At 40.7% G+C, this 21,212-nt stretch carries 19 protein-coding genes; 4 read left to right on the top strand and 15 right to left on the bottom strand.

Going from position 1 to position 21,212, the window contains the following annotated elements; genetic code table 11:
- Window positions 1–149 precede the first annotated feature (149 nt).
- From B4E62_RS15980 to B4E62_RS15970, 3 genes are all read left to right on the top strand, one after another.
- Window positions 150–983 (top strand): glycoside hydrolase family 11 protein, encoded by an 834-nt coding sequence (locus tag B4E62_RS15980; RefSeq protein ID WP_331352743.1) that lies wholly within the window; start codon window positions 150–152, stop codon window positions 981–983.
- A 150-nt stretch (window positions 984–1,133) separates the two neighbouring features.
- Window positions 1,134–1,550: a hypothetical protein gene (locus tag B4E62_RS15975; protein ID WP_331352742.1), complete on the top strand. Its 417-nt coding sequence runs from the start codon at window positions 1,134–1,136 to the stop codon at window positions 1,548–1,550.
- Window positions 1,551–1,873: 323 nt separating this feature from the next.
- Window positions 1,874–2,770 carry a tetratricopeptide repeat protein gene (locus B4E62_RS15970; protein ID WP_331352741.1) on the top strand — a complete coding sequence of 299 codons (897 nt, stop codon included), beginning with the start codon at window positions 1,874–1,876 and terminating at the stop codon, window positions 2,768–2,770.
- A 268-nt stretch (window positions 2,771–3,038) separates the two neighbouring features.
- Here B4E62_RS15970 and B4E62_RS15965 read toward each other — a convergent pair whose 3' ends face one another.
- Genes B4E62_RS15965 through B4E62_RS15895 form a run of 15 tightly spaced genes read right to left on the bottom strand, consistent with a single transcriptional unit; the run spans window position 3,039 to window position 20,371 of the window.
- A complete protein-coding gene (locus B4E62_RS15965) occupies window positions 3,039–4,040 on the bottom strand; it encodes an aldo/keto reductase (RefSeq protein WP_331352740.1) in 1,002 nt (333 codons plus the stop codon).
- Between the two features lie 18 nt (window positions 4,041–4,058).
- Complete coding sequence (locus B4E62_RS15960) at window positions 4,059–5,405, bottom strand: condensation domain-containing protein (protein ID WP_331352739.1); 1,347 nt, start codon at window positions 5,403–5,405, stop codon at window positions 4,059–4,061.
- A gap of 15 nt (window positions 5,406–5,420) precedes the next feature.
- On the bottom strand, window positions 5,421–6,593 hold the full coding sequence (gene argJ / locus B4E62_RS15955) for a bifunctional glutamate N-acetyltransferase/amino-acid acetyltransferase ArgJ (protein ID WP_331352738.1): 1,173 nt from the start codon (window positions 6,591–6,593) through the stop codon (window positions 5,421–5,423).
- An 18-nt stretch (window positions 6,594–6,611) separates the two neighbouring features.
- Window positions 6,612–8,147, bottom strand: a complete 1,536-nt coding sequence (locus tag B4E62_RS15950) for an asparagine synthase-related protein (RefSeq protein WP_331352737.1) — start codon at window positions 8,145–8,147, stop codon at window positions 6,612–6,614.
- A gap of 3 nt (window positions 8,148–8,150) precedes the next feature.
- Window positions 8,151–9,008 carry an agmatinase gene (speB, locus tag B4E62_RS15945; protein WP_331352736.1) on the bottom strand — a complete coding sequence of 286 codons (858 nt, stop codon included), beginning with the start codon at window positions 9,006–9,008 and terminating at the stop codon, window positions 8,151–8,153.
- A 4-nt stretch (window positions 9,009–9,012) separates the two neighbouring features.
- Window positions 9,013–10,191 carry an aspartate aminotransferase family protein gene (locus B4E62_RS15940; protein WP_331352735.1) on the bottom strand — a complete coding sequence of 393 codons (1,179 nt, stop codon included), beginning with the start codon at window positions 10,189–10,191 and terminating at the stop codon, window positions 9,013–9,015.
- A 19-nt stretch (window positions 10,192–10,210) separates the two neighbouring features.
- Window positions 10,211–11,425 (bottom strand): HlyD family secretion protein, encoded by a 1,215-nt coding sequence (locus tag B4E62_RS15935; protein WP_331352734.1) that lies wholly within the window; start codon window positions 11,423–11,425, stop codon window positions 10,211–10,213.
- A 6-nt stretch (window positions 11,426–11,431) separates the two neighbouring features.
- Complete coding sequence (locus tag B4E62_RS15930; RefSeq protein WP_331352733.1) at window positions 11,432–13,009, bottom strand: DHA2 family efflux MFS transporter permease subunit; 1,578 nt, start codon at window positions 13,007–13,009, stop codon at window positions 11,432–11,434.
- Window positions 13,010–13,029: 20 nt separating this feature from the next.
- Window positions 13,030–13,680: an HAD-IB family hydrolase gene (locus tag B4E62_RS15925; RefSeq protein WP_331352732.1), complete on the bottom strand. Its 651-nt coding sequence runs from the start codon at window positions 13,678–13,680 to the stop codon at window positions 13,030–13,032.
- A complete protein-coding gene (locus B4E62_RS15920; RefSeq protein ID WP_331352731.1) occupies window positions 13,680–14,495 on the bottom strand; it encodes an alpha/beta hydrolase in 816 nt (271 codons plus the stop codon). Before B4E62_RS15920 ends, B4E62_RS15925 begins: the two co-directional genes overlap by 1 nt.
- A 26-nt stretch (window positions 14,496–14,521) precedes the next feature.
- A complete protein-coding gene (locus B4E62_RS15915) occupies window positions 14,522–16,123 on the bottom strand; it encodes an FAD-dependent monooxygenase (RefSeq protein ID WP_331352730.1) in 1,602 nt (533 codons plus the stop codon).
- A 2-nt stretch (window positions 16,124–16,125) separates the two neighbouring features.
- Window positions 16,126–16,881, bottom strand: coding sequence for an AfsA-related hotdog domain-containing protein (locus B4E62_RS15910; RefSeq protein WP_331352729.1), 756 nt, complete (start codon window positions 16,879–16,881; stop codon window positions 16,126–16,128).
- Window positions 16,878–17,141, bottom strand: coding sequence for an acyl carrier protein (locus B4E62_RS15905; RefSeq protein WP_331352728.1), 264 nt, complete (start codon window positions 17,139–17,141; stop codon window positions 16,878–16,880). Before B4E62_RS15905 ends, B4E62_RS15910 begins: the two co-directional genes overlap by 4 nt.
- Window positions 17,142–17,145: 4 nt before the next feature.
- A complete protein-coding gene (locus B4E62_RS15900) occupies window positions 17,146–18,603 on the bottom strand; it encodes a class I adenylate-forming enzyme family protein (protein ID WP_331352727.1) in 1,458 nt (485 codons plus the stop codon).
- Between the two features lie 25 nt (window positions 18,604–18,628).
- Entirely contained in the window at window positions 18,629–20,371 is a 1,743-nt protein-coding gene (locus B4E62_RS15895) for a thiamine pyrophosphate-binding protein (RefSeq protein ID WP_331352726.1), read from the bottom strand.
- Between the two features lie 533 nt (window positions 20,372–20,904).
- Here B4E62_RS15895 and B4E62_RS21420 point away from each other — a divergent pair.
- Complete coding sequence (locus tag B4E62_RS21420; RefSeq protein ID WP_414633270.1) at window positions 20,905–21,186, top strand: nucleotidyltransferase family protein; 282 nt, start codon at window positions 20,905–20,907, stop codon at window positions 21,184–21,186.
- Window positions 21,187–21,212 lie beyond the last annotated feature (26 nt).

Raw genomic sequence — 21,212 nt, 5'->3', positions numbered from 1 at the left:
GTGGTAGCGTACATGACTGAAGCAGTGGATTTGATCCACATAACCGCTTTACTCAATACCATCACAACTACAGCTGTGGTGTGTTTAACCGCACACTCGCATTCACTGCGAGCGCGTGCCAAAAAAATACATAAATAGAGACGGGGGATATGCGTTTGAAAAATCATTTCGGTTTCAAAACTACACTATTGCTGGCGGCAATCAGCATGGCTGGCTGCACCACCGAACAGAAAGCAGCGGAGACGGCTGCGATGAATTCGGCCGCTCAGGTTCAGGCGAGCGGCATCGAAAAATTTAAAGCCTATACCCAAAAATTCACCGGCAACACCACCATCACTCAAAACCACGCAACTGGTCATGTGGGCAACCTTTTCTTCACCCACTGGAAAGATGGCGGCGCCGCCTCGTTGACGATGAGCACCGATGGTTCATTCAGCGTGGGCTGGCAAGGCGGTGGTTACAATTATGTCGGCGGCCCCGGTTGGCATTATGGCGATAAAAATCGCGTGATTGGTTATCGCTTCAACGAGGACAGCGGTGCAAGTTACATCACTTTGTACGGCTGGGGCTTCGACAAAAATATGCCCACCTCTAACCCCGCGCATTTGGTTGAATACTACATACTGCAACGTTGGACTTACGACCCAAGTAAAGACGGCGTTTACGGCAAAACTTTCGTGAGCAATGGCACTGAGTATTCCACCTACCGGTCCATCCGCGAGCAAAAACCCTCCATCAATGGCCCAACTACTTTTTACCAATATTGGAGTAAACCCAAAACGCAAATGCCACTGGGGCAAGACCATAAAATTATTTTTGCCGATCACGTAAAAGCCTGGGCCGAGAGCGGTTGGATTCTTCCGGATATGAATAACTTCAACGCAAGCGATGACCCCACTTATCAGGTCATGGCCGTTGAAGTTTTCAACCCACCAAAAGACGGCACTGCATCGGGCAAAGTGTGGGACGCAGCAGCCAAATAAACCAAAGTGCTAAAAAAACGCCGTGCGATTTTATCCCACGGCGTTTTTTTACATCCCAACAATTGATTTAGTCATGGATCAAGGGAACAATCAGCACACAGGATCGCTATTGTTTTTCAACAAACATAAATCCCACTGTACGGAGGCACCATGAGCAATGACAACCCTTTGCTTTCAACCATCGAAGCAGCCGCTAAAAAACACAGCACAGAAGCCTCACGGCATAAAATGTTGCACCGAAGCCTGTGGGGCGCCTCATCCATAGCCTCAGTACTCGTCGCCATAGCCACCGCCTTTGATTTTTCCCTACTCAATTTTCCCAGTAAAAATATCGCCACATTATTCGCCATTATTTTGCCGATGGTGACCAGCTACATAGTGCTGCGCTCACCCGAAAAATTATGGATTCACGAAATCAATATCCGCAATCAACTGCTTGACCTACACACCGAATTAAATCTCCTAATCACACGCAACGCCAAGTATGACCCCGCTGCTTTTGAAAAACGCTATTTGGCGATTATGGCTACGGCGAATAAAAAGTGGATTGAGATTAAAGAGGGTTGATCATGGCGACCCCGGTAGTTTGATGAAGCTCGTTATGTTGTGTAATTGCTTTAGAGTATGTTTTCGCGTTAATTGTTTTTAGGGCGGGTCGCGTAGACCGTGCTTCGCGCAAGCCGTCGAAGGCTGAGTTTACGAACCGCAACAGATTGAGGGACGGCAGCGTGCCCTAAGCGGAAGTTTAATGTCACTCTACAACAATTATCGTGCCTTCCCATTTAGGGATGTTTGAAGCTGCGGAACCTGCACTTTATAGTTCTGCCGAAGTTGTTTCCATTCCAAAACTTAAGAAATATTGAAATAGCAATTAAAGAAAAGGGCCTTAAATGAATAACTTTTGCTTCACATATTGTCGCGTATTAGGCGCACTTTTTTTGTATTCATCATTGTTGATGATAAATTCTTCTTTTGCTGGCGAGCTGGAGGAATTAACAGCTAAAGCCAATCAAGGTGACGTTAGCGCGCAAAATGATTTGGGACTTATGTATTCGAAAGGCATTGGGGTGCCTCAGAATTACGAGAAAGCTATCTTTTGGCATACTAAAGCAGCAAACAAAGATTTTGCTATCGCCCAATATAATTTAGGGCTTATGTATGCTGAAGGCCAGGGTGTGCCTCGGAATTACGAGCAAGCCGCTATCCTGTATACCAAATCAGCAAATCAGGATTTTGCTAGTGCTCAATATAATTTGGGACTCATGTATTACCAGGGGTTCGGAGTGCCGCAGGATTACAAACAGGCTGTTATTTGGTTCAAGAAAGCGGCGACGCAAGGTCATGCTGGTGGTCAATATAATTTAGGGCTTATGCATGCTGAAGGTCGTGAGATACCACAGGACTATAAACAAGCTTTTTCATGGTTCACGAAAGCAGCCGAGCAAGGTGAAACTAAAGCCCAATATAGTTTAGGGCTTATTTACTCGAAGGGTTTAGGTGTCCCTCAGAATGACAAGCAAGCCGCAATCTGGTTTGCAAAGGTTGCAAATAAAGGTGATGTTAATGCTCAATTCGGTTTAGGGCTTATGTATGCTGAAGGTCGTGGCGTTGTTCAGAGTTACAAGCAGGCTTTTATCTGGCTCTCATTGGCTGCAACTGGCGGCAATAATAATGCTTCGATTTTTCGCGACCAAATTGCATTAAAGTTAACACCAGAAGCAATAGCCGATGCACATTTGAAAATTAAAGTACTCATGAATCAGATTGAAGAAAATAAAAACAAGTAGCTCGTAGGTTGAGCAGCCATGCCCAATAATGGCATTCAATCATAAAAAGGTTTGGCATTACTGCCCATCCTACATTAGGTACGAACTTCCGCTCTTGGCCGAACTGCAACAAGAGGAGCGGGTTAAGCTATCTGTCTTTTCTGTAAATAAATAATTTGGACTTCGGAGGCTTTATAAACAAGTCTAAGATAGCCTAGAAGTCCAAATCAGAACTCGACGCTGCAGGTAAAAATAGATACGTCAAGTATTTTCGCTAACTAGAATTAATTCAACGATTATTGCTCGGGTTAATGGCGCTAGGATACCTTGCACCAAAAATATTATCAGCGTCGAATATTTCTTCCAACAGAGCTTGTGTCTCCGCCGTCAAGTCGACTTTTTGGGATTCGAAATTTTCTTGCAAGTAATGCGATTTTCGCGTTCCAGGAATTATATGAATTTTTTCACTCTTGGCGAGTATCCACGATAATGCTAGTTGCGATTTTGAAATATCTAACGACTGCGCTACCTCATCCAAACGAATGAGTAATTCTCCGTTTTTCTCAAAATTATCTCCGTTAAAACGAGGCAGCCTACTACGAAGGTCGTCATTGTTGCTTTCAGAAAGCATTTGCTTTGTAACAGCCCCAGTTAAAAATCCACGACCGAGCGGACTGAAGGCTACCAGGGAAACCCCAAGCTTCTCACACATTGGCAGAACTGAAGCTTCAATTTCACGAGTCCATAAGGAATACTCGCTCTGAAGTGCAGCAATAGGATGGATTTTGTTTGCTTTTTCAAGAGTTGCAGCATCAACTTCGCATAGTCCAATAGTACGAATTTTTCCTTCTTTAATAAGCTCCATGAATGTTGAAATAACTTCTTCAACATCTTGCCCGGGAATTAATCGGTGCAAGTAATAGAGGTCAATATATTCAATATTCAAACGCTTTAATGAGTCTTCACACGCTTTTTTTAAGTAATCACGTCCATTATTAAAAGATATAGCATACTTATCTTTATCGTCTCTGACGATGCCAGCCTTCGTAGCAACTATAATTTTTTCGCGGCATTCATGAGACGTTTCCGATAGGAAAGATGCCAGCAATTGTTCATTGTGTCCACGCCCATACATATCAGCCGTGTCAAAGTGCCTATAACCCAGCTCATAGGCCTCATGTAAAAGCTTTACTGATTGCAGGTCGTTAGAGCTACCATAAAACTCACTCATGCCCATACAGCCCAGACCAATAGCTGGAATTGTTTTGCCACTTAATTCTTTTAGTTTCATAAATAAACTCTGCTTTTCCTATGCGAAGATGGCACTTTCTGAAATCCATTCCGATGCATTATGGATGGAAAGATTATCTGTGAATTTAGCAAGTACGCTATTCACAAATTCATCTGTTTGATTAGGCGATGTGTAATTAATCGAAATATTGATGGAATTATTATACTTTAGACAATGAACCACCAAAGCAATATTCCCTGCTGATCGATTCACCGTTGGATATATATTCTCGATTGACAATTGATTATATTGACGACGCACATTGCTTTCACCGAATGTAAATCCTATATCGCATGCAAAGTTGCGGGAATTGGCAATACCAGCAACTGATGCTTTGATTGCTTGCGTATCAAACGATACTGGCTGCCTAGATAATTTCAATATCGATTGAGATATTTTCTTATGGTGAACCTTGATAAGTTCATGCGAAGAACAACTTAACTGTTCGTGAGTAAATGTCATTGGAACTACAGACATGTAACAACCAAAGCTGTTCTTGCCTAGCCCGCAAAGTCTTCGCAGTGAAAATGTAGTGTGGAACGAAACTGGATGAAGAGTTCCTGTCATATTGTACTTTACAACATGATAGGCTCTTAACAAAGCCGTTGATAAAAACGAATTCAATGGCAGATTGATATCCTTACAGTAACTTTCAATATCTGCCAATTTTTCAGGGGCTATTGTTAATTCAAGAGTTTTAGTAGCACGCTGCGCCAGATCAACTGAAGATACAAATTCATCCATTTTTTGGACAGGGGAGGCCGCAACTTGATTGAATACAGAATTGAAATCTTCCCAAGATTGAGTTAAGCCGGCAGGCAACAAATTTTCTGCAGGAGGAAGAAATTCGAAGTCTGTTTGTGCAATCGCGCCATCAATTGAAGCATACGCTTTAAAAATCTCATCAATAAAAATATCTGCTGAGGTTCCATCTGCTATAGAGTGATGCAAACTCATATAAATATAAGTGAGATCAGCCATGTCCTCAACCGGACACACAGTCAAACGCCACAATGCCGATGAATGATCAAGCGCAGAATTATTTTCCCGATTGAAAATCTGCAACCATTGCTTTGCACGCACACCAGACTCAAAACTCAACGGCAACGTAGGCGTTGCTTCCCCCAAAAAAAACGGAGTGTTTCCACGCTCGACAATAATGCAACGAGCGTGAGGTATACGAGCAACAACGCTTTCAACTGCGAGGGAAAACTGCTCTTGATTGAAACATCCATTAACTTTAAGTGCGAGGCAGCCTTGTGTGGTTCCATTTAAACAAGCTTGCATATAATGCATTCTTGCTTCCATGTATCCTAACTGCCTATTAATTAACTGCTTATCAATTAATTCCTTATTAATAGTCATTATGTCCAGGATCCTTTAAGTCGAATATGTCGTATTAACATCAATGTAACCTTTGCCCAAGTCACATCCCCACACCTTGGCGGAATGCTGACCGTTTCCTAAAGAGACATGTATATCAATCTCTTTTCCGTGCAAAAGCTGTGTCAGTACATTCAGATCAACCTGGGATAGAGACTTTGGATAAACCTCAAATCCGCAGAACCGAATAATGGTGGACTCTGCATTGATATCCAACTCTTCGTCGCACTTTCCGATCGCCATTGCAACACGCCCCCAATTAGGATCTGCACCATGGACGGCGGTCTTAACCAAGGGAGAATTAACAATTGCTTTTGCAATACGCTTTGCTTGGCGCTCACTACTGGCAGTATCAACATTCACTTCAATAAGCTTTGTCGCACCTTCACCATCTTTAGCAATTTCTTTTACGAGATACTCTGAAACTTTGTAGAGCGCAGATTCAAATTCATCAACATTCACATCACCAGCCAATCCATTAGCCAAAATAATTGCCGAATCGCTAGTGGATGTATCAGTATCAATACTCAAACAATTAAAAGTTTTGTCCATAACTCGTTTGAAAATTATGGAAAGTGTTTCATCAGGCAAATTCGCATCAGTCATAAAGAAAGTTAACAATGTAGCCATGTTTGGCTCCATCATGCCCACACCTTTCGCAATACCAACCAGAGAAGCGTCTCCCACTTGTATCGAGGCAATTTTGGGTACAGTATCTGTCGTCATAATTCCACGGGCGGCAGCAGAGAAATCAGCATCTGTCATTTGAGCTGAGAGACTTGCTACGTGTGTTATGATTTTTTCCATCGGATAGAGCCGACCAATGACTCCAGTTGATGCAATAAACACGTTTCTACTGTCAATGCCCAACTGAAGAGCACATAGCTCTACGATAGTTTGGGCATCCTGGGCGCCTTTTTCTCCATTAGCTACATTCGCATTTTTAGAAATAGCTACAATAGTTTGTCCTTGTCCATCAGCGATATGCTTTCTACAAATGTTGACGCTAGGCCCGGCAAATCGACTCTTGGTAAAAACACCTGCCACCTTGCAGGGAGTCGAGGAGTGGATACACACAAAGTCATCGGTTTCATCTCGAATGCCGATATTGGATACGGCCGTTTTAAAACCTTGCGGTAATTTTTTTTCATCTTTGTTGATAAAATGCATTAATAATCTTCCATAGTGCTAAGTGTTAGTGGGGATGTCGCGACTCTGTAGGAACAGAACATCGACCTCTGAAAATATAATATCATCGGGTAAATAGTTACCTTCCAGGAGAATTCTCAAAATAGAATAACAATAGCGATCCTTTTCAAGCCTCATGTTGTCGTAAATACCTAAACTGTTAAGACGATGCGTAAAATAAGCCTCACATCCCGTTCCTTGATGAATCCCTATTTTTTTCCGATACAAAACATCGTGCTGTATTTTCCCCTCAAATGTTTTGCGTAAAATGTATTTTTCAATCCCGTTCTTATGCTTAAGATACGGATCAATTGAGAATGAAAGGTCAACTACAGAACTATCAAAGAATGGATAGCCGACATTAAAACCATGAACGCCCCCCAATGTTTGAGAAGCTTCATTTGACCAAAATGTAGTCTCGTACTCCTCCCGAATTAACGTTGTAACGTCGAGAAGAGAGGTTTCGGGTTTGGCAAATCCAGCAAACAAAACATCCGACCCATATCCCGAAAGCATGATATCAGCTTCTTTATTGACCTTTGCATGAGCAATATGCACAGGAATCAGGTACTCATTGAAGGTACTATAAGGATGCTCTGTAAGCCACAAAAGTTCGGGGAGATGAGCTAAAAAGTCATTTTCCTCGATTAAAATTCGCTCAAAATTTTTACCTATACTTCGGGCGAATTTATCGGCAAATTCAAATTCATTCGAACTGGTTGTACCAATAGAGAACAAATTTAGCTCTGAAAAGCGCTCATTGGCAAGATAGGCAACCACGCTGGAATCCAATCCCCCTGAAATCAAGCAATTGGCACGCTCGCCCTGGTAAGCGAATACAGTTTTTCTGAGCGCAGATTCCACCATACTTGCGGCATTTTCCTCGTCGCAATAAGCAATGCTCCGGTTTTGCGAATAATACTGCTGAAGCTGGGGTTCGGCGGAATCCCGTAAATTAAAACTGAAGGCATGTCCGGCAGGAACCCGAAAAACATCTTCTAAAATTGTATTTATTTTCCGATTACTTAGCGTATCTGCAGAAAAATCGTCAAACTCCCGAACCTTGCGCACCGAAGACGGAAATGCCTTTAATTCCGTCGCTAGGAATAGTGTTCTGGCCTGCGCGTCAAAGGAATAATAAACTGTAGGACCGGCAGTTTTGCTTGAGAAAACATTGATAGTGCCATCACCAGAAATAAAAGCAGCAACAAATAGCCCTTCAAAGAAACTAAAACCGGTAACGCCATAGTTCTCAAAAAAACTGGCAATAATTGCCTCATCGCTATCGAGTAATATGCCAGTTCTGGAATGAAACATTTTTCGAAGTTCTGACGCATTGGTAATCTGACCACAAATTAATGCAAAGTGATCATTTAGCTTATGTTTAGCTGACCCGTTAATTGAAATGATATCTACCTTATATACAACGTCAGCGATCTGTCCACTTTGACCAGACTGCTCTCCGCGAACACAGAACCTGGGAGACTCACTGGGAATTTCATCAAAAGAAAAAAGCGCACGAAAGCCTAGAAGCATAAATTAACCTTTTTGTAATCCTTTAAAATTAAAACCAATTAACGATTCATAAAGAATCGAAGCGGCAAGTAATGAGGTAATGTTTGCACTATCATAAATAGGCGCAACCTCGACGATGTCCAAACCTATGATATTGAGATCATACAATTGCGAAAGCATTTTCATCATATCCCGCGAACTGAAACCTCCAGGTACCGGAGTACCAGTGCCTGGCGCATATGCTGGATCTATCGCATCAATATCGATTGAAACATAATATGGAATATCGCGAGAGAGGATAAAATCTTTTAGTTCAAAATTTTTAGCTGCAATATCGTCTACAGAATGATAGCGAATACCTGAACTGTCAGAAAACTCCAAACCATCACCACGTACGAGTCCTCGAATTCCCAGTTGAATAATATCCTTTGCTGCTACATGGCCTTCATTAACGACATGACGAACAAATGCACCATGATGGTATTCAAAGCCGTCAACCTCATCAAACGTATCGGAATGCGCATCAAAATGAATCAATCCAAAGCGTTGTTTCCCATAAGCTGCGCTAAGAGCACGGATTATCGGTAAAGTAATTGAGTGATCACCACCAAGGCTAATAGGTGCAGCACCAAGGTCGATAATACTTCGTATAGTTGACTCAATTACGTCCAACGCTTTGATTTTTGAATACACCGGAATATATGTACTGGCGACAAGTAAATCTTCAATTTTATACGCACACTTTTTTTTTGATCGCAACGAGTAACCGCGCATTCTTCCAATTTGTTCAATAATGGCATCGGGCCCTTGCTTAGCTCCCTTGCGCCAATATGTACCCTCTTCATATGGAAATTTAACAATCCTTGGTTCGACAGCAATCATATTTTTAAAGAGCCCCATCGTTAATTATACGGCTTAGCGCACTGCAAATCTCAGCGGCCTGAGCATCGGTAAGAATCAATGGTGGCAACAGTCGCACAATTTTTTTATCAATAACATTAATCAGTATCCCGTTTGCCTGAGCTCTCTCCATCAAATCCGGATATTCATCAAACAGCTCAATCGCGATCATTAAACCAATTCCTCGAACATCTTTAACTTTCAAGTTGTTTAAAAAGGCTTCCTTAAGGGAATCAACAATGAGCCGCCCTTGCCTTTTAACATTTGTTAATGTTGAGGGCTTCATAATTTCATCAATAACAGTTAACGCGACTTCAGCCACTAAAGAGTTCCCACCAAATGTTGAACCATGATCGCCGGGAGATAATATATCTTTGGCAGCACCCCGAACCAAACAAGCACCAACAGGTAATCCGTTGGCTAGCCCTTTAGCGGTGGTAAGAATATCAGGCGTTAAATTAAGCTGCTGAAAAGCAAAAAAACTGCCAGTGCGCCCATTTCCACTTTGCACCTCATCAAGGATAAGTAAACACCCGGTTTTATCACAAAATTCCCTAACTGCTTTCAGGTAGTCATTATCTGGAAGAATAACGCCACCTTCACCTTGAATAGGTTCAAGCATTACCGCGACAACGTCATCAGTATATTGATCATAGAGGCTATTGATATCATTGAAAACAATATGATCAAAACCTTCAACTCGCGGAAAAAAATTATCGCGATATTTAGCTTTTCCCGATGCCGAGATATTTGCCAATGATCGCCCATGAAATGAATTAAAAGCAGTTAGTATTTTGGGTGATGAAATTTCCCTTTTCATAGCATACTTTCTTGAAATTTTGATTGCTGTTTCGTTAGCCTCCGATCCGGAGTTACAGAAAAAGACACTCTCCATCCCTGCTATTGAACAAAGTTTCTCGGCCAACTTCTGCTGAGAGTCCGTGTAATAGAGATTTGAAGCATGAATGATTTTTTTTGCTTGCAGCTCTATAGTAGCTAAAACAGCTGGATGTGAATGTCCCAAACCATTCACGGCGATCCCTGATAAAGCGTCCAGGTATCGATTTCCATGTTCGTCGAATACATATACCCCTTCGCCGCGACAAATTTTCAAGTTTCGCGCTCCATAAGTATTCATCAATGCAGGGCAATTGTCAGCTGTCATATTATTTTTCCTATACATATTAGTTAGTAACATCAACGGTAACTTCGGTTGACATTCCTATTTTAAATCTGTCCAGATTATTGTCTGATATTTTAATCTTTACCGGAAAACGCTGAACCACTTTAGTAAAATTACCGGTAGCATTTTCAGGAGGCAAAACACTGAATATCGAACCACTTCCCGTTGAAATACTTTCAACTTCCCCTAGAAATTGCTCATCCGGATAGGTATCAATTTTGACGTTAACCTTTTGTCCTACCTGCATCTTTCCAATTTGAGTTTCCTTAAAATTAGCCTCGATCCAGGCATTCTCACCACAGGATGTAATACTGGCGATAGGCTGACCCACTTCAATAAAATCACCAATAGCAACCCGCCGATTCGTTATAACGCCTTCGCGAAGCACAGGAATTTTTGTTCTATTCAGTTTTATTTTTGCCTCATCCAGCTTAGCGAATGCGATAGCAATATTACTTTTTGCAGTTTCTATTTCGCCATCCAGTTTTTTTGAAACTATTTCTTTAGAACTTTTTATTAAGTTAAAGTCGATTCCAGCCTTTTTATTCAACGATTCAAACGTCTTAATCTCACTGTATTTTGTTTTCACCTTTGAATTGGCCTCATTATATTTCGATAACGCAACGTTATAGTCCCGTAAAGAATCATCAAAGATCTTTTTACTGATAGCCTGAGAGGCCAGCAATGGCTGAAGCCTATCTAAATCAGCTTTACTGTACTCAAGTTGGACAGCACTGACTTTCAACCCATCTTTTAATTCATTTAATTCCAACTTTGCTGTCTCATATTGAGAAGCAGTAGCATCACGGATAGCCTCGAAACTTATAATTTGGCTTTCAATATTCATCAATTCAAGTGAACGCTTATCTTTAGCCAACTCCAACTCATCTGAAGCTTTTTGGTATTCGGCTTCTGCTACAGATACTGCCGTTTTAAACACATCATCCCGAATATCTACTAACAGATTATCTTTGGTTACCTGATGGTTATCCTTAAAATGAAAGGCGCTTATAACACCTTCCACTTCCGCTACAACATCAATAATGTCACAGCGTACAATTGCATTATCTGTCCACTCCGAATCAGAACCTAAGAATCTCAAGGATACGTAGACACAGAGAAAAGCAATGAGCACAACTAATGCTTTAAGTCGTGAATCACCTTCACGCACAAACTGGCTAATTTTTCCCGGAAACGTTTTCCATGATTCAAACATAACCCACTACACCTCTGGTTTGCGTATATTTGCGAATAAAGAAATTAAAAACATTACACAAAATAGAACCAATATAATTTGAAACGAACGCATATAAGTAATGGCAAGAACTTGTTCAGTCACTCGCCCATAAAGCAAATAGGCAGCTTGCGCTTGTGCCTCAGGAAGACTTGCTCCGGTTGTCAACCAAAAATTAATCAAGTCGCCAAACCGCTTATAGAGAACCGGATAGGAAAACGAAACGTTTTCTCTCAGAATCCCCCAAGTCGTTTCCTGGAAATAACTTACCAGGCTTGCAAAGGTTGCGATGCCAAACACACCACCTAAAAGCCTCGCGGTTGAATCAAATCCCGCAGCGGCTGCCAGTTTGTCTTTGCTTACAGACATCAAACCAATTGTTGTAAGCGGCAGTAGAATCAATACCACTGCCAACCCCTGAAGTATTTGCGGCAAGTACATGTCGTCCATTCCTGTCTCATGGGTAAAGAGAGACATTAGATAAGAACTATAAATCCCCAATATAGCTCCCGTGTATATCAGCGTTTTTGGAGCAATATTCTTCATGAGATGCCCCACTAAAGGAAAAGCTATCATCATAAATAAAGCCCGTGGAGCCATTGAAAGACCTGCCTGAGTCGGAGAGAAATTCAACAACTCTTGCATATAAATTGGTAATAGGAATAAGGTTGCAGTAACAATAAATCCAAGTAGAAAATTCAGGAAAACAGTTGTTCTAAATACTTTAAAACGCAGAACCGATAAATCCACAGAGGGATGGATCGCTGTGGCTTCATGCACACAGAAAAGCACAATGGAAAATAGTGCTATCCACATCAAAAAAACATTCAAGTCATCCTCAAACCAGGATAACCGCTCACCTCGTTCAAGAAGCCAGATGAGTGAGAACATACCAACTATTAATAAAAAGATACCGCCAAAATCTATACTGAGTTTTGATTTTCCACCACTCGTTTTAATATCGGTATTCACAGCCGCGTTTTCATCTTTCGGGACAAAATAATTAGCCATTAAAAAACCGAAAATACCGATAGGGACATTTATATAGAAAATGTACGACCAGTGATAATTATCAATTATAAATCCTCCCACCAAGGGACCAACCGCCGGGCCAACCATAATAGTTGCACTGTAAATACCCATAACAATAGCGTGTTCGGATACAGGAAAGGTTTTCCTTAAAATGACATTTTCGGATGGAATTAAAATCCCAGCGCTAGCACCTTGAATAATACGAGCGAGAATTAATTGGCCGAGTGTATCTGATGCACCGCATAAAACGGACGAGGCGATAAACAGGAGCAATGCAGTTTGATAAGATGTTTTTACGCCATAACGCCTGCATATTGATCCTGACAAAAGCATAAATATCAACGAGGATGTTGCGTAGGATGTGCTAACCCAACTAATTTCCGAAATCGTTGCTGAAAATACACCGCGCAAATGAGGAGTTGCGACATACAAAATGAATGTATCAATTGTTCCCATAACAGCACCGGTAAAAACCGAAATTGCTATTAACCATTTATGGAGTGAAGGATGTTTATCCGCAAGCTTTACCGACATATCAAATGACTACCAATCCTTTATTCAAAAATATATTTCCATCCACGCTCATTTGCTACACGCTGTAATTCAATTCCATTAAAAGCAATTGGATTATCAACAACGCTAAGATAATCAAAATCTGAAATATCATCACCATAACCGTAACTTTTTTCTAGGGAGCCTTCGTTACACTTAAGAAAGTGATGCATTGCTTTAACTTTGCCAGGCCCAATCGTAGGCAGGTCTACTAACCTACCGGTATAAGTTCCAGAAACATCCTCTAATGGAGCTGAAATAATATTGCCAATATTCAGGAAATCAGCAATTGGCTTGACAACTTCATAGAATGATCCTGTCAAGATAACAACTTCATAGCCTTCGTTTTTCCTCAACCCCATTTCATTAACAATTGACTGATTAAAAAAACTCTCATCAGCCCTTTCTTTAAACCACAACATTGAATATTTTGCTAACAAATCCCTAGATAGCCCTGAAAAATATGAATTGTAGAACCATTCATTTAGCTTCGAGCGAGAAGCAAGAGCGCTGGACTTACACTCTAACTCTTTCAGAAAACTCTCTTCCAATTGAGCGCCAGATTTTTCATTTAGCCCTAAATAAAACCTATAAAAAGAAATGATGCTCTTTTCTTTAATTAAAGTTCCATCGAGATCAAAAAAGGCAAACATTATTTATGCCTGCTTATAAAGCCAGCGATAATTTCTGCACATTGATGTGGGTTATCAATTAGTGCTGCATGCCCGCTGGAAAAAACATTTTTAATTTCAATTGATGAGTCAATAGAAGTATTGATAGAATCGTAATAACCAGAATCTATGAAGCTATCCTTATCCGCTCGTATAAAAATAATTGGGCATTTCAAACTTTTCAGGCACTTTTTTTCATCCAGTAAACGGCCGTCTTTTATGCTCCGACCCAATCCAGATCGAAATAGAGGATCACATTGGGTAAATCCTTTGGCGATCAGCGGAATATTTTTTTCGAAAATAGTAAACGCAGAGGCAACATTTTTTAGCTCTATTTCCGATAACTCCTCTTGAAAGAGCAATGGCACCACGGCTGATGGAATAAATGCTTTTTCTAAAGCTTCCAAGGATATGGGAGGAGCACATACCGAAATAATTCCAGAGCAACGTTCAAAAAGATTATGCGCTTCGATAATTGCATGCCCAGAAGCACTCTGCCCTATAAGCCAATATTTATTTGGCTTATAGTAATTGACAACATCTAAAATGAAGTTACCGATTCCGGAAATACTATAATCTCTGTTTGTATTCGTGGAACGAGCAGACGTGCCATGCCCTAATAGGGATACACTGACCAAGCGATATTCAGACAATGCATTTTCATTAAACAATCCAAGTCCAGATATCGCAGCTCCCGAATTGTGATTAAATATCAGGATGAGATCACCGGATTTCCCGTTATCAAGAACCTCTACTTTATAATTCCCAATAACAATTTCAGTTTTATATTGTTCCACGTGCACCGACCTATTCTTAGTAATATCTATACACCAACACCAACAGACGAAAGCATGCCAGACGTTTTAACATACATACACTCAATGTAAGCGAGCAACAATCCACCACTTTCGATATCGCACATAAACTCAATAATTCCTTCACAGGTAAGGAGCGTGAAGGTTCCCACAGGAAGATTGCAATCTATAGGGAAATTAATAAACCCTGTAAATATTTCGGAGGAATTTCCGATATTAATCAGATGAAATACAGATGAATATTTGGCATCAATGAAAGCTCTAACCAATGAAACCATGTTCTGCACTGCAGAAAAATCCGAAGACTCATCTACATTAAAAATAAGAATTGGCTTTAATAATTTTTCTTTAAATGGGCCAGAATAGAAAATATTGGTATTTTCAAAAAGACAACCGACATATTGATTCTTATACTGTTCGTTTATTTCTACCGGTGAATTCATCGGGTAGCGCAAAGATAGTCCGGAATAGGATTCCGGATATATTTTCTTGAACAAATTTCGTTTGGTTATATCAGGTACAAAAAATCCTGAATTTTCATCACGGAAAATTTTGTCGAATATCATCCTTGTTGTAACATCAACCTTTGCACACGTTTCTTTCACTACACTTAGCCGTTCAGTTTGATATTTGTGCAGGATCGACTCATCTTGAATTCCGTTTATGACAGCAGCAATTTTACACCCCAAATTGAAAGCATCCTGGATTCCCATGTTCATCCCGGTTCCACCAATAGGGCTAACCAGATGAAAACTATCACCACAAATAAACAATCTGTTTAATTGGATTTTATCTGCGACACTCAAGTAAATTTGAGCAGATGATGTCCACACTGCCTCGGAAACAATTATGTCTTTATCGTAATATGAATTGACAAGGTTTTTTAATGCATTGCCTAAAGCGTATTCAGACGATGGTTTAACATCAGTGACCATCACCACCCTGCAAATATTGTTCGATAATGGAACAATAATAAAAAAGTCGCCGCCACTCTCAATGTAATTGACCTCATCATTATCAATGGTATTTTTAACCTTGAAGTCAGCCAGCAAAAAATAGTGTGAATATTGTTTGCTTTCCATAAGAGCCCCTATTTTTTCCCTTACTAGGCTTTTTTTCCCCTCGCATCCAATTACATATCGATATGGCCCTTTTATTACTTCGGAACCATTTTTAACAATATTTACAAAATATCCGGAGGCGCACTCATCAATAGATTGGAGAGCGCTGGACCACTGCACTTCAACACCGCGACATTGTAAACAGTGATATATTTCTGCTTCTGTGGCCGATTGCGGTTGAGTAATCAAATAGCGATCACCGCTAAGCTTACGAAAATCGACAGACATTACTCTGTCTTTTTCGTGGACAAGATTTAACTTACGTATTTTTTGTCCATTCACACCAACATGCTCTGCAAGATTTAGAAGATACAGAACTATTTGTGTGGAAACGTTCAGGCTCAACCCTTTGCTCGTATCGGTCAGTCCATCCTTTTTATCAATAATCTCAAAATCTATACCGAACCGTTGTAGCGTTGCAGCCATAATCAGCCCGGTGGGTCCGGCACCGACAACAAGGACTTTAGAACCTGAAGACTCGACTTCCACAATTAAATACTCATCGACTCATCATTTCTTATTTCTTTTTTCGAGGTGTAAGGGCGAACTGTTTTCGCCTTCTTTCCCTCAAGTTTTTTGAGCATACCGTCTTCGATAAGCAGAACATCCATTGTCATTTTTGAAATACACGTTTCCGATTGATTAAAAACTATGCTTAATGAAGTCATAATTTGACGCTTATTGGATTCATCGCATGTTTCAAGGGTAACCACAATTTCTGTCGGCACGGGGAATGCGTAGTTCAAATACTCGGTGTTAAATCGCTGCAAGACATAACCCCATCGGGAATCCTTCTGAGCAGGAAACTCCAATTCCAGCGTAGAAATAACACCTTGCCGCGCAGCTTCCATTAAAAGCATCGCGCCCATATGGTATCCAGTTACATGATCAGACAAGCGATCAAAAAGCTCATTGATGATTAACTGATGCTTATAAACTGCCCGCCCCAAACAAACCGGGGTCGATATCATTACATTTTGAATATCGTGTTTGTGAGTCAATGTCAGGCTTGCCTCTAACATTAACTCTGTATTGCACCTAATGCCGTGGCGTTGTGCAAAATCAACAATCTTTGACACCGAAGCCCTAGCCAATCCCTGTCCCAACACCAACTCGTCAAACGGGAGAGAATCCATGCCATTGAAAATCATTTTTATAAAATCGCTTTCAATTATTGCATTGTTAACTTTGGCGAATTCAGAATAAATATCACCAACGATTAAACAGCTCTTTCCATCTTGATTCATTTATTTACTTCCATTTTGTTTTTAATAAAGCCAGCAAGTTCTTCTACGGTCTGAACATTGTGATAGCGCTCAATGTCTTCTGAAACATCAACACCAAACTCTTCCTGTATATAAACAGCCAGTGTCATTGCCGATATTGAGTCAAACATTAAGTCATTTTGAAAATGGGAGGAAAGCGTTATATCGTCATCAGATAATTCTCTCTCTGTTGAACGAATAACCAATTCAATTACTTTTTTATAAAAAATTTCGCTCGACATTTTGTTATCCCAACTTTGCTTTAAGAATCTTCCCTAATGGACTTTTAGGTAACATATCAATAAATAGAACCTTGGTGGGAACTTTGAATTTTGCAAGTCCTGAGCCGCTATAAACCATAATATCCTTTGCGGATATAACAGATCCTTCTTGTTTAACAACGTATGCAACTACCTGCTCAATGGTATTTTCATTTCTCATTCCGATCACCGCGCACTCAATTACTTCAGGATGCCTGGATATATGCTCTTCAACTTCCAGTGGAGAAACTTTGTTGCCTGATACATTAATAAATTGCGAAATGCGCCCACAAATTTCATAGTTTCCTGCTTCTGCTTGCTTAACTATGTCCTTCGTGTATAGCCATCCATTTTTAAACATAGATGCTTGATCATGCGGATTATTAAGATAACCTCGAGACATGGATTTACAACGGACCACCATCTCACCACTTTCCCCTAACGGACACTCACGCCCTTCATTGTCAAGGATAAGAACTTCCATGTTTGCTGTGGGCTGACCAATCGAGCCACTGTTCGCATTGCTTACGTTGAACATAATGAGCCCAATTTCGGTCAAGCCATAAACCTGGTTTATTCCACGCCCGAATTTTTCCTCGAACTGCTCCCACGTGTTAGCAGAAAGAGGAGCGCTTCCACTAATCAAATAACGTACACTGCTGAAATCAACACTTGCTGGGCTCATGCGATTAAACATTTGATACATGTATGGCAAAGAGCCAAATACCGAAATTTTTTCTTCTTTAATAATTTTCGTAATTCGGTTAGGGATAACGGAATTGACGTCCATCATAAAAACCTGGGCGCCCGCCAGAATTGCCGACAACGTATGAACATAGAGGCCGTAACAATGCCCCAAGGTTAAAGTATTTAAATACCGATCATTTTCGTTGGCAGAAATGGTTTCATTCCAATTCTTAATTTTGTGATAAATATTATCGCGACTTAATACAACCCCTTTAGGTTTTCCGGTTGAACCCGATGAATATTGGATAACCAGATCCCCGTCTTGAAGAAGGGAGTTATCTAAAATTTCTTCTTTCACACGCAACAAACATGCGCTATGAATATCAACCGCAGAGTCTCGATATGGCATCCCTGCAAGAGCCTTTGACAGATTTCCCTCATTGGAAAAGGTAATGACACCAGCAGGGCTAGCATCCTCAATAATCACTAAAAGTTCTTCTTCCGATAAACGTGTATCAATTGGAACAATACAAATTCCCAATCGGGCGCAAGCGAGATAAATTGCAACAAACTCACCCCGACTCGGACTTTCTACTGCAACACTCACTCGTCTCGCTAGGCCCGCACTTTCTATAGCCTGGGCAAATTGCACTGACTGTTCATAAAGCTCGCCATAGGTGTAGGAACCGCAGTCGCCATAAATGGCGACCTTGTCCTTGTTCGATAAGGCAATTTTATCGAATGCAGATATCAACATAACAAACTCCTGTTTGAGTTACGCCTTAAAAAGATTCCCTGAAAGAATCACGGTCTCTGTATTCCATCGGGACTTCGATTAAAAGTGGCTTCAAACGATCATGGCTTCGAATTGCTACGTCTAATTCGTCTACGTTATTGACACGAATACCTCTGCAACCATTCGCTTCAGCAAGCATGACAAAGTCAACCGACCCAAGCGTTACCACCTGTTTATTTTGATCTTTAGGTTCATTGCTTCTGGCTTGATAAAGTTCAATGAGTTTAAAAGCATTGTTATTCATTACAATGACAATTGCCGGAAGGTTGTAACGCACAAGTGTTTCCAAATCTCCACTACCGGAATGGAAACCGCCATCGCCGCAAATTAAAAAGATTTGTTTATCGGGTTCTTGCGCCTGGGCCGCAATAGCGTATGGCAAACCTGTTCCAAAGCTTGATAGACCGGCATCGGTGAAAAAGCGACCCACGGCTTGAGGATCACTAAATAGAATGGCATGGTGACGGTAATAGCCAATATCGGTACACAGAATTCCATCACCGATATGTGTGTTTACAGAGTTAATAACCTGAATCGGAGTAAGGCGATCATTTACAATACGCCTATCTTTTGCGATGTTTTCATAAACATCTTTCAACGCATCCATTTTTTTATAATTTTTCTTGTTTATTTTTCCTGATAAAAGCTCATCCATCATTTCTGATATATCGCCCACACACTCTAAATCCGGAGAAAACTTTTTATGGATTTCACGAATGTAGTGACTGTTGATACTGATAATGGTTTTACGATTTCCATATTCCCACATTTTAGGAAGAAGGTCATCAACATATTGATACCCGACACACACTAACGTATCTATGTGAGTATAAATATCTTCTAATGCCTGATACCCAAGAATACCTTCCATGTATGGGCTTGCCGCTCCATAATTGAGCGGATTATTTCTGTTGGCTAATCCTTTTGCATTTGCTGCGGTAACAAAGGGAATATTCCACTCTGTACAAAATTTCATAATACTTTCTTGAGCACCAACTCTGACAGCAGCTTCTCCGATTAAACATAATGGATACTCTGAATCTAGCAGTTGCTGTCTAATTGCGTCGAGCGCGTCAGCTTCATGAAATAGTTTTTCGTTGATTATGCGTGGCAATATTGGTTTATTTAAATCGTAATTCACCAAAATTTCTTTCTTGAAAAAATCGGTTGGTATAGAGATATGCACCGGTCCGACAGGCTCTGTTTGCGCTATATTAAAAGCCTTTTCAAGCACCCAAGGAAGGTCTTCAGGGCAGCCGAGTTCATACGACCACTTTGTAACTCCTTCCATTACTTTTCGTTGATCAACGCATTGGTGCGTTAAGTTATAATTTCTATCATCGCTTTCCAGTTGTGCGGTAATCAATATTAACGATGAATGATTGAGCATTGCAGAGGCAGCGGCCGTGGTCATATTAGTTGCACCCGGGCCCATCGTGGAAAAACAAACTTGAGGAGTTCGAGTCATTCTCCCTGTAAAATCCGCCATGATGCCGGCAGTAAATTCTACTCGGGTCGTTATATACTCCAAGCCTTCGACTTCATTGAATAAAATCGATGCATTTTCTCTCCCTGGAACGCCAAAAACACGTTTTATTCCGCGCCGTTTTAATTCTCGCAACAGCACTTCTGAAACGCGATAACGCTTATTAACTTTTCTCGCCATGCTTTCAAAAATCGAATGCTGCCCTTCGTCAGCAATGGCTTCTGCAATCCCGTGGTTATCCATTTTAAATCTCCAATAAACATAGTGCTTCAATACTCGACAAAAACTGCCGATGTCAAAAAGTGAACCGAAATCGATTATTCGTTAGTTATAAAAAGGGGGCGCAAGTTACCAGAAAGTTATATATTTACTACGAATTTAGGCGTCAGCATAATAATTTTCACGCCATTATTTACATCGATATACGGTCTATTACGAAACTGGCGTAACACGAACGTATGTATGACGCATTAGCGCGGGAAATTTATTGATGCGCAAAAAGTACAACCAAGAGCCAATCAATCGCGCTAATTGGGCGATGATGTTGATTTGCATCGTAGTTTGACCCGCTTTTGCATTGAATTTTGACCCATAGCGAATAACTGCAAAGCTATAAGTCGGTTGAGTTTCTGCACATTTTTTCAGGGTCCTTTTTGGATGCAAAAGTGGGTCAAACTACGGTGCAAATCAACAGCCTGCGATAAGCCAGATATCATCTGAGCATCAATGTGCGCTTGCCATTGTGCTCGGATGCGTAACGATTTGCGGGGCGACGCATGTGCCATGGGGGTTCTCCACTGGATTTGGGTGGAGATATTGAGCGCTGCTTTAAAGAAATAAGCCAGATGCGGATTTACGGACGCTTACGATTATGTTCGGATTCCAAGCTGGTGCTTGCATCTCCGTTTAATATTCCAGCTATATTTGATGGTTATATAACTCATAATAGAAATCGCGAGAAAGAAATTTTCCTGTCATGTGTTAAAGATAAAAATTGGCTTGAGCTTTGGCCCAAGTTACAGTTAAAAATATCAACGTTATATAAGGCCTTACTTTGATTACAGCTGGAACAGAGGGTTATGAA

The organism is Cellvibrio sp. UBA7671 (assembly GCA_002483145.1).
GTDB lineage: Bacteria > Pseudomonadota > Gammaproteobacteria > Pseudomonadales > Cellvibrionaceae > Cellvibrio > Cellvibrio fibrivorans.
The sequence above is the reverse complement of the archived record's forward strand: the minus strand, read 5'-3'. Positions and strand labels throughout refer to the sequence as shown.

Excerpts from the sequence above, each read along its gene's own strand:
- B4E62_RS21420 (WP_414633270.1), top strand. The coding sequence starts at position 20,905 with ATGTGCCATGGGGGTTCTCCACTGGATTTGGGTGGAGATATTGAGCGC.
- B4E62_RS15900 (WP_331352727.1), bottom strand. The coding sequence starts at position 18,603 with ATGTTGATATCTGCATTCGATAAAATTGCCTTATCGAACAAGGACAAG.
- B4E62_RS15970 (WP_331352741.1), top strand. The coding sequence starts at position 1,874 with ATGAATAACTTTTGCTTCACATATTGTCGCGTATTAGGCGCACTTTTT.
- argJ (WP_331352738.1), bottom strand. The coding sequence starts at position 6,593 with ATGCATTTTATCAACAAAGATGAAAAAAAATTACCGCAAGGTTTTAAA.
- B4E62_RS15935 (WP_331352734.1), bottom strand. The coding sequence starts at position 11,425 with ATGTTTGAATCATGGAAAACGTTTCCGGGAAAAATTAGCCAGTTTGTG.
- B4E62_RS15895 (WP_331352726.1), bottom strand. The coding sequence starts at position 20,371 with ATGGATAACCACGGGATTGCAGAAGCCATTGCTGACGAAGGGCAGCAT.
- B4E62_RS15940 (WP_331352735.1), bottom strand. The coding sequence starts at position 10,191 with ATGACAGCTGACAATTGCCCTGCATTGATGAATACTTATGGAGCGCGA.
- B4E62_RS15980 (WP_331352743.1), top strand. The coding sequence starts at position 150 with ATGCGTTTGAAAAATCATTTCGGTTTCAAAACTACACTATTGCTGGCG.
- B4E62_RS15950 (WP_331352737.1), bottom strand. The coding sequence starts at position 8,147 with ATGCTTCTAGGCTTTCGTGCGCTTTTTTCTTTTGATGAAATTCCCAGT.
- B4E62_RS15925 (WP_331352732.1), bottom strand. The coding sequence starts at position 13,680 with ATGTTTGCCTTTTTTGATCTCGATGGAACTTTAATTAAAGAAAAGAGC.
- speB (WP_331352736.1), bottom strand. The coding sequence starts at position 9,008 with ATGATTGCTGTCGAACCAAGGATTGTTAAATTTCCATATGAAGAGGGT.
- B4E62_RS15905 (WP_331352728.1), bottom strand. The coding sequence starts at position 17,141 with ATGTCGAGCGAAATTTTTTATAAAAAAGTAATTGAATTGGTTATTCGT.
- B4E62_RS15930 (WP_331352733.1), bottom strand. The coding sequence starts at position 13,009 with ATGTCGGTAAAGCTTGCGGATAAACATCCTTCACTCCATAAATGGTTA.
- B4E62_RS15960 (WP_331352739.1), bottom strand. The coding sequence starts at position 5,405 with ATGACTATTAATAAGGAATTAATTGATAAGCAGTTAATTAATAGGCAG.
- B4E62_RS15910 (WP_331352729.1), bottom strand. The coding sequence starts at position 16,881 with ATGAATCAAGATGGAAAGAGCTGTTTAATCGTTGGTGATATTTATTCT.
- B4E62_RS15975 (WP_331352742.1), top strand. The coding sequence starts at position 1,134 with ATGAGCAATGACAACCCTTTGCTTTCAACCATCGAAGCAGCCGCTAAA.
- B4E62_RS15965 (WP_331352740.1), bottom strand. The coding sequence starts at position 4,040 with ATGAAACTAAAAGAATTAAGTGGCAAAACAATTCCAGCTATTGGTCTG.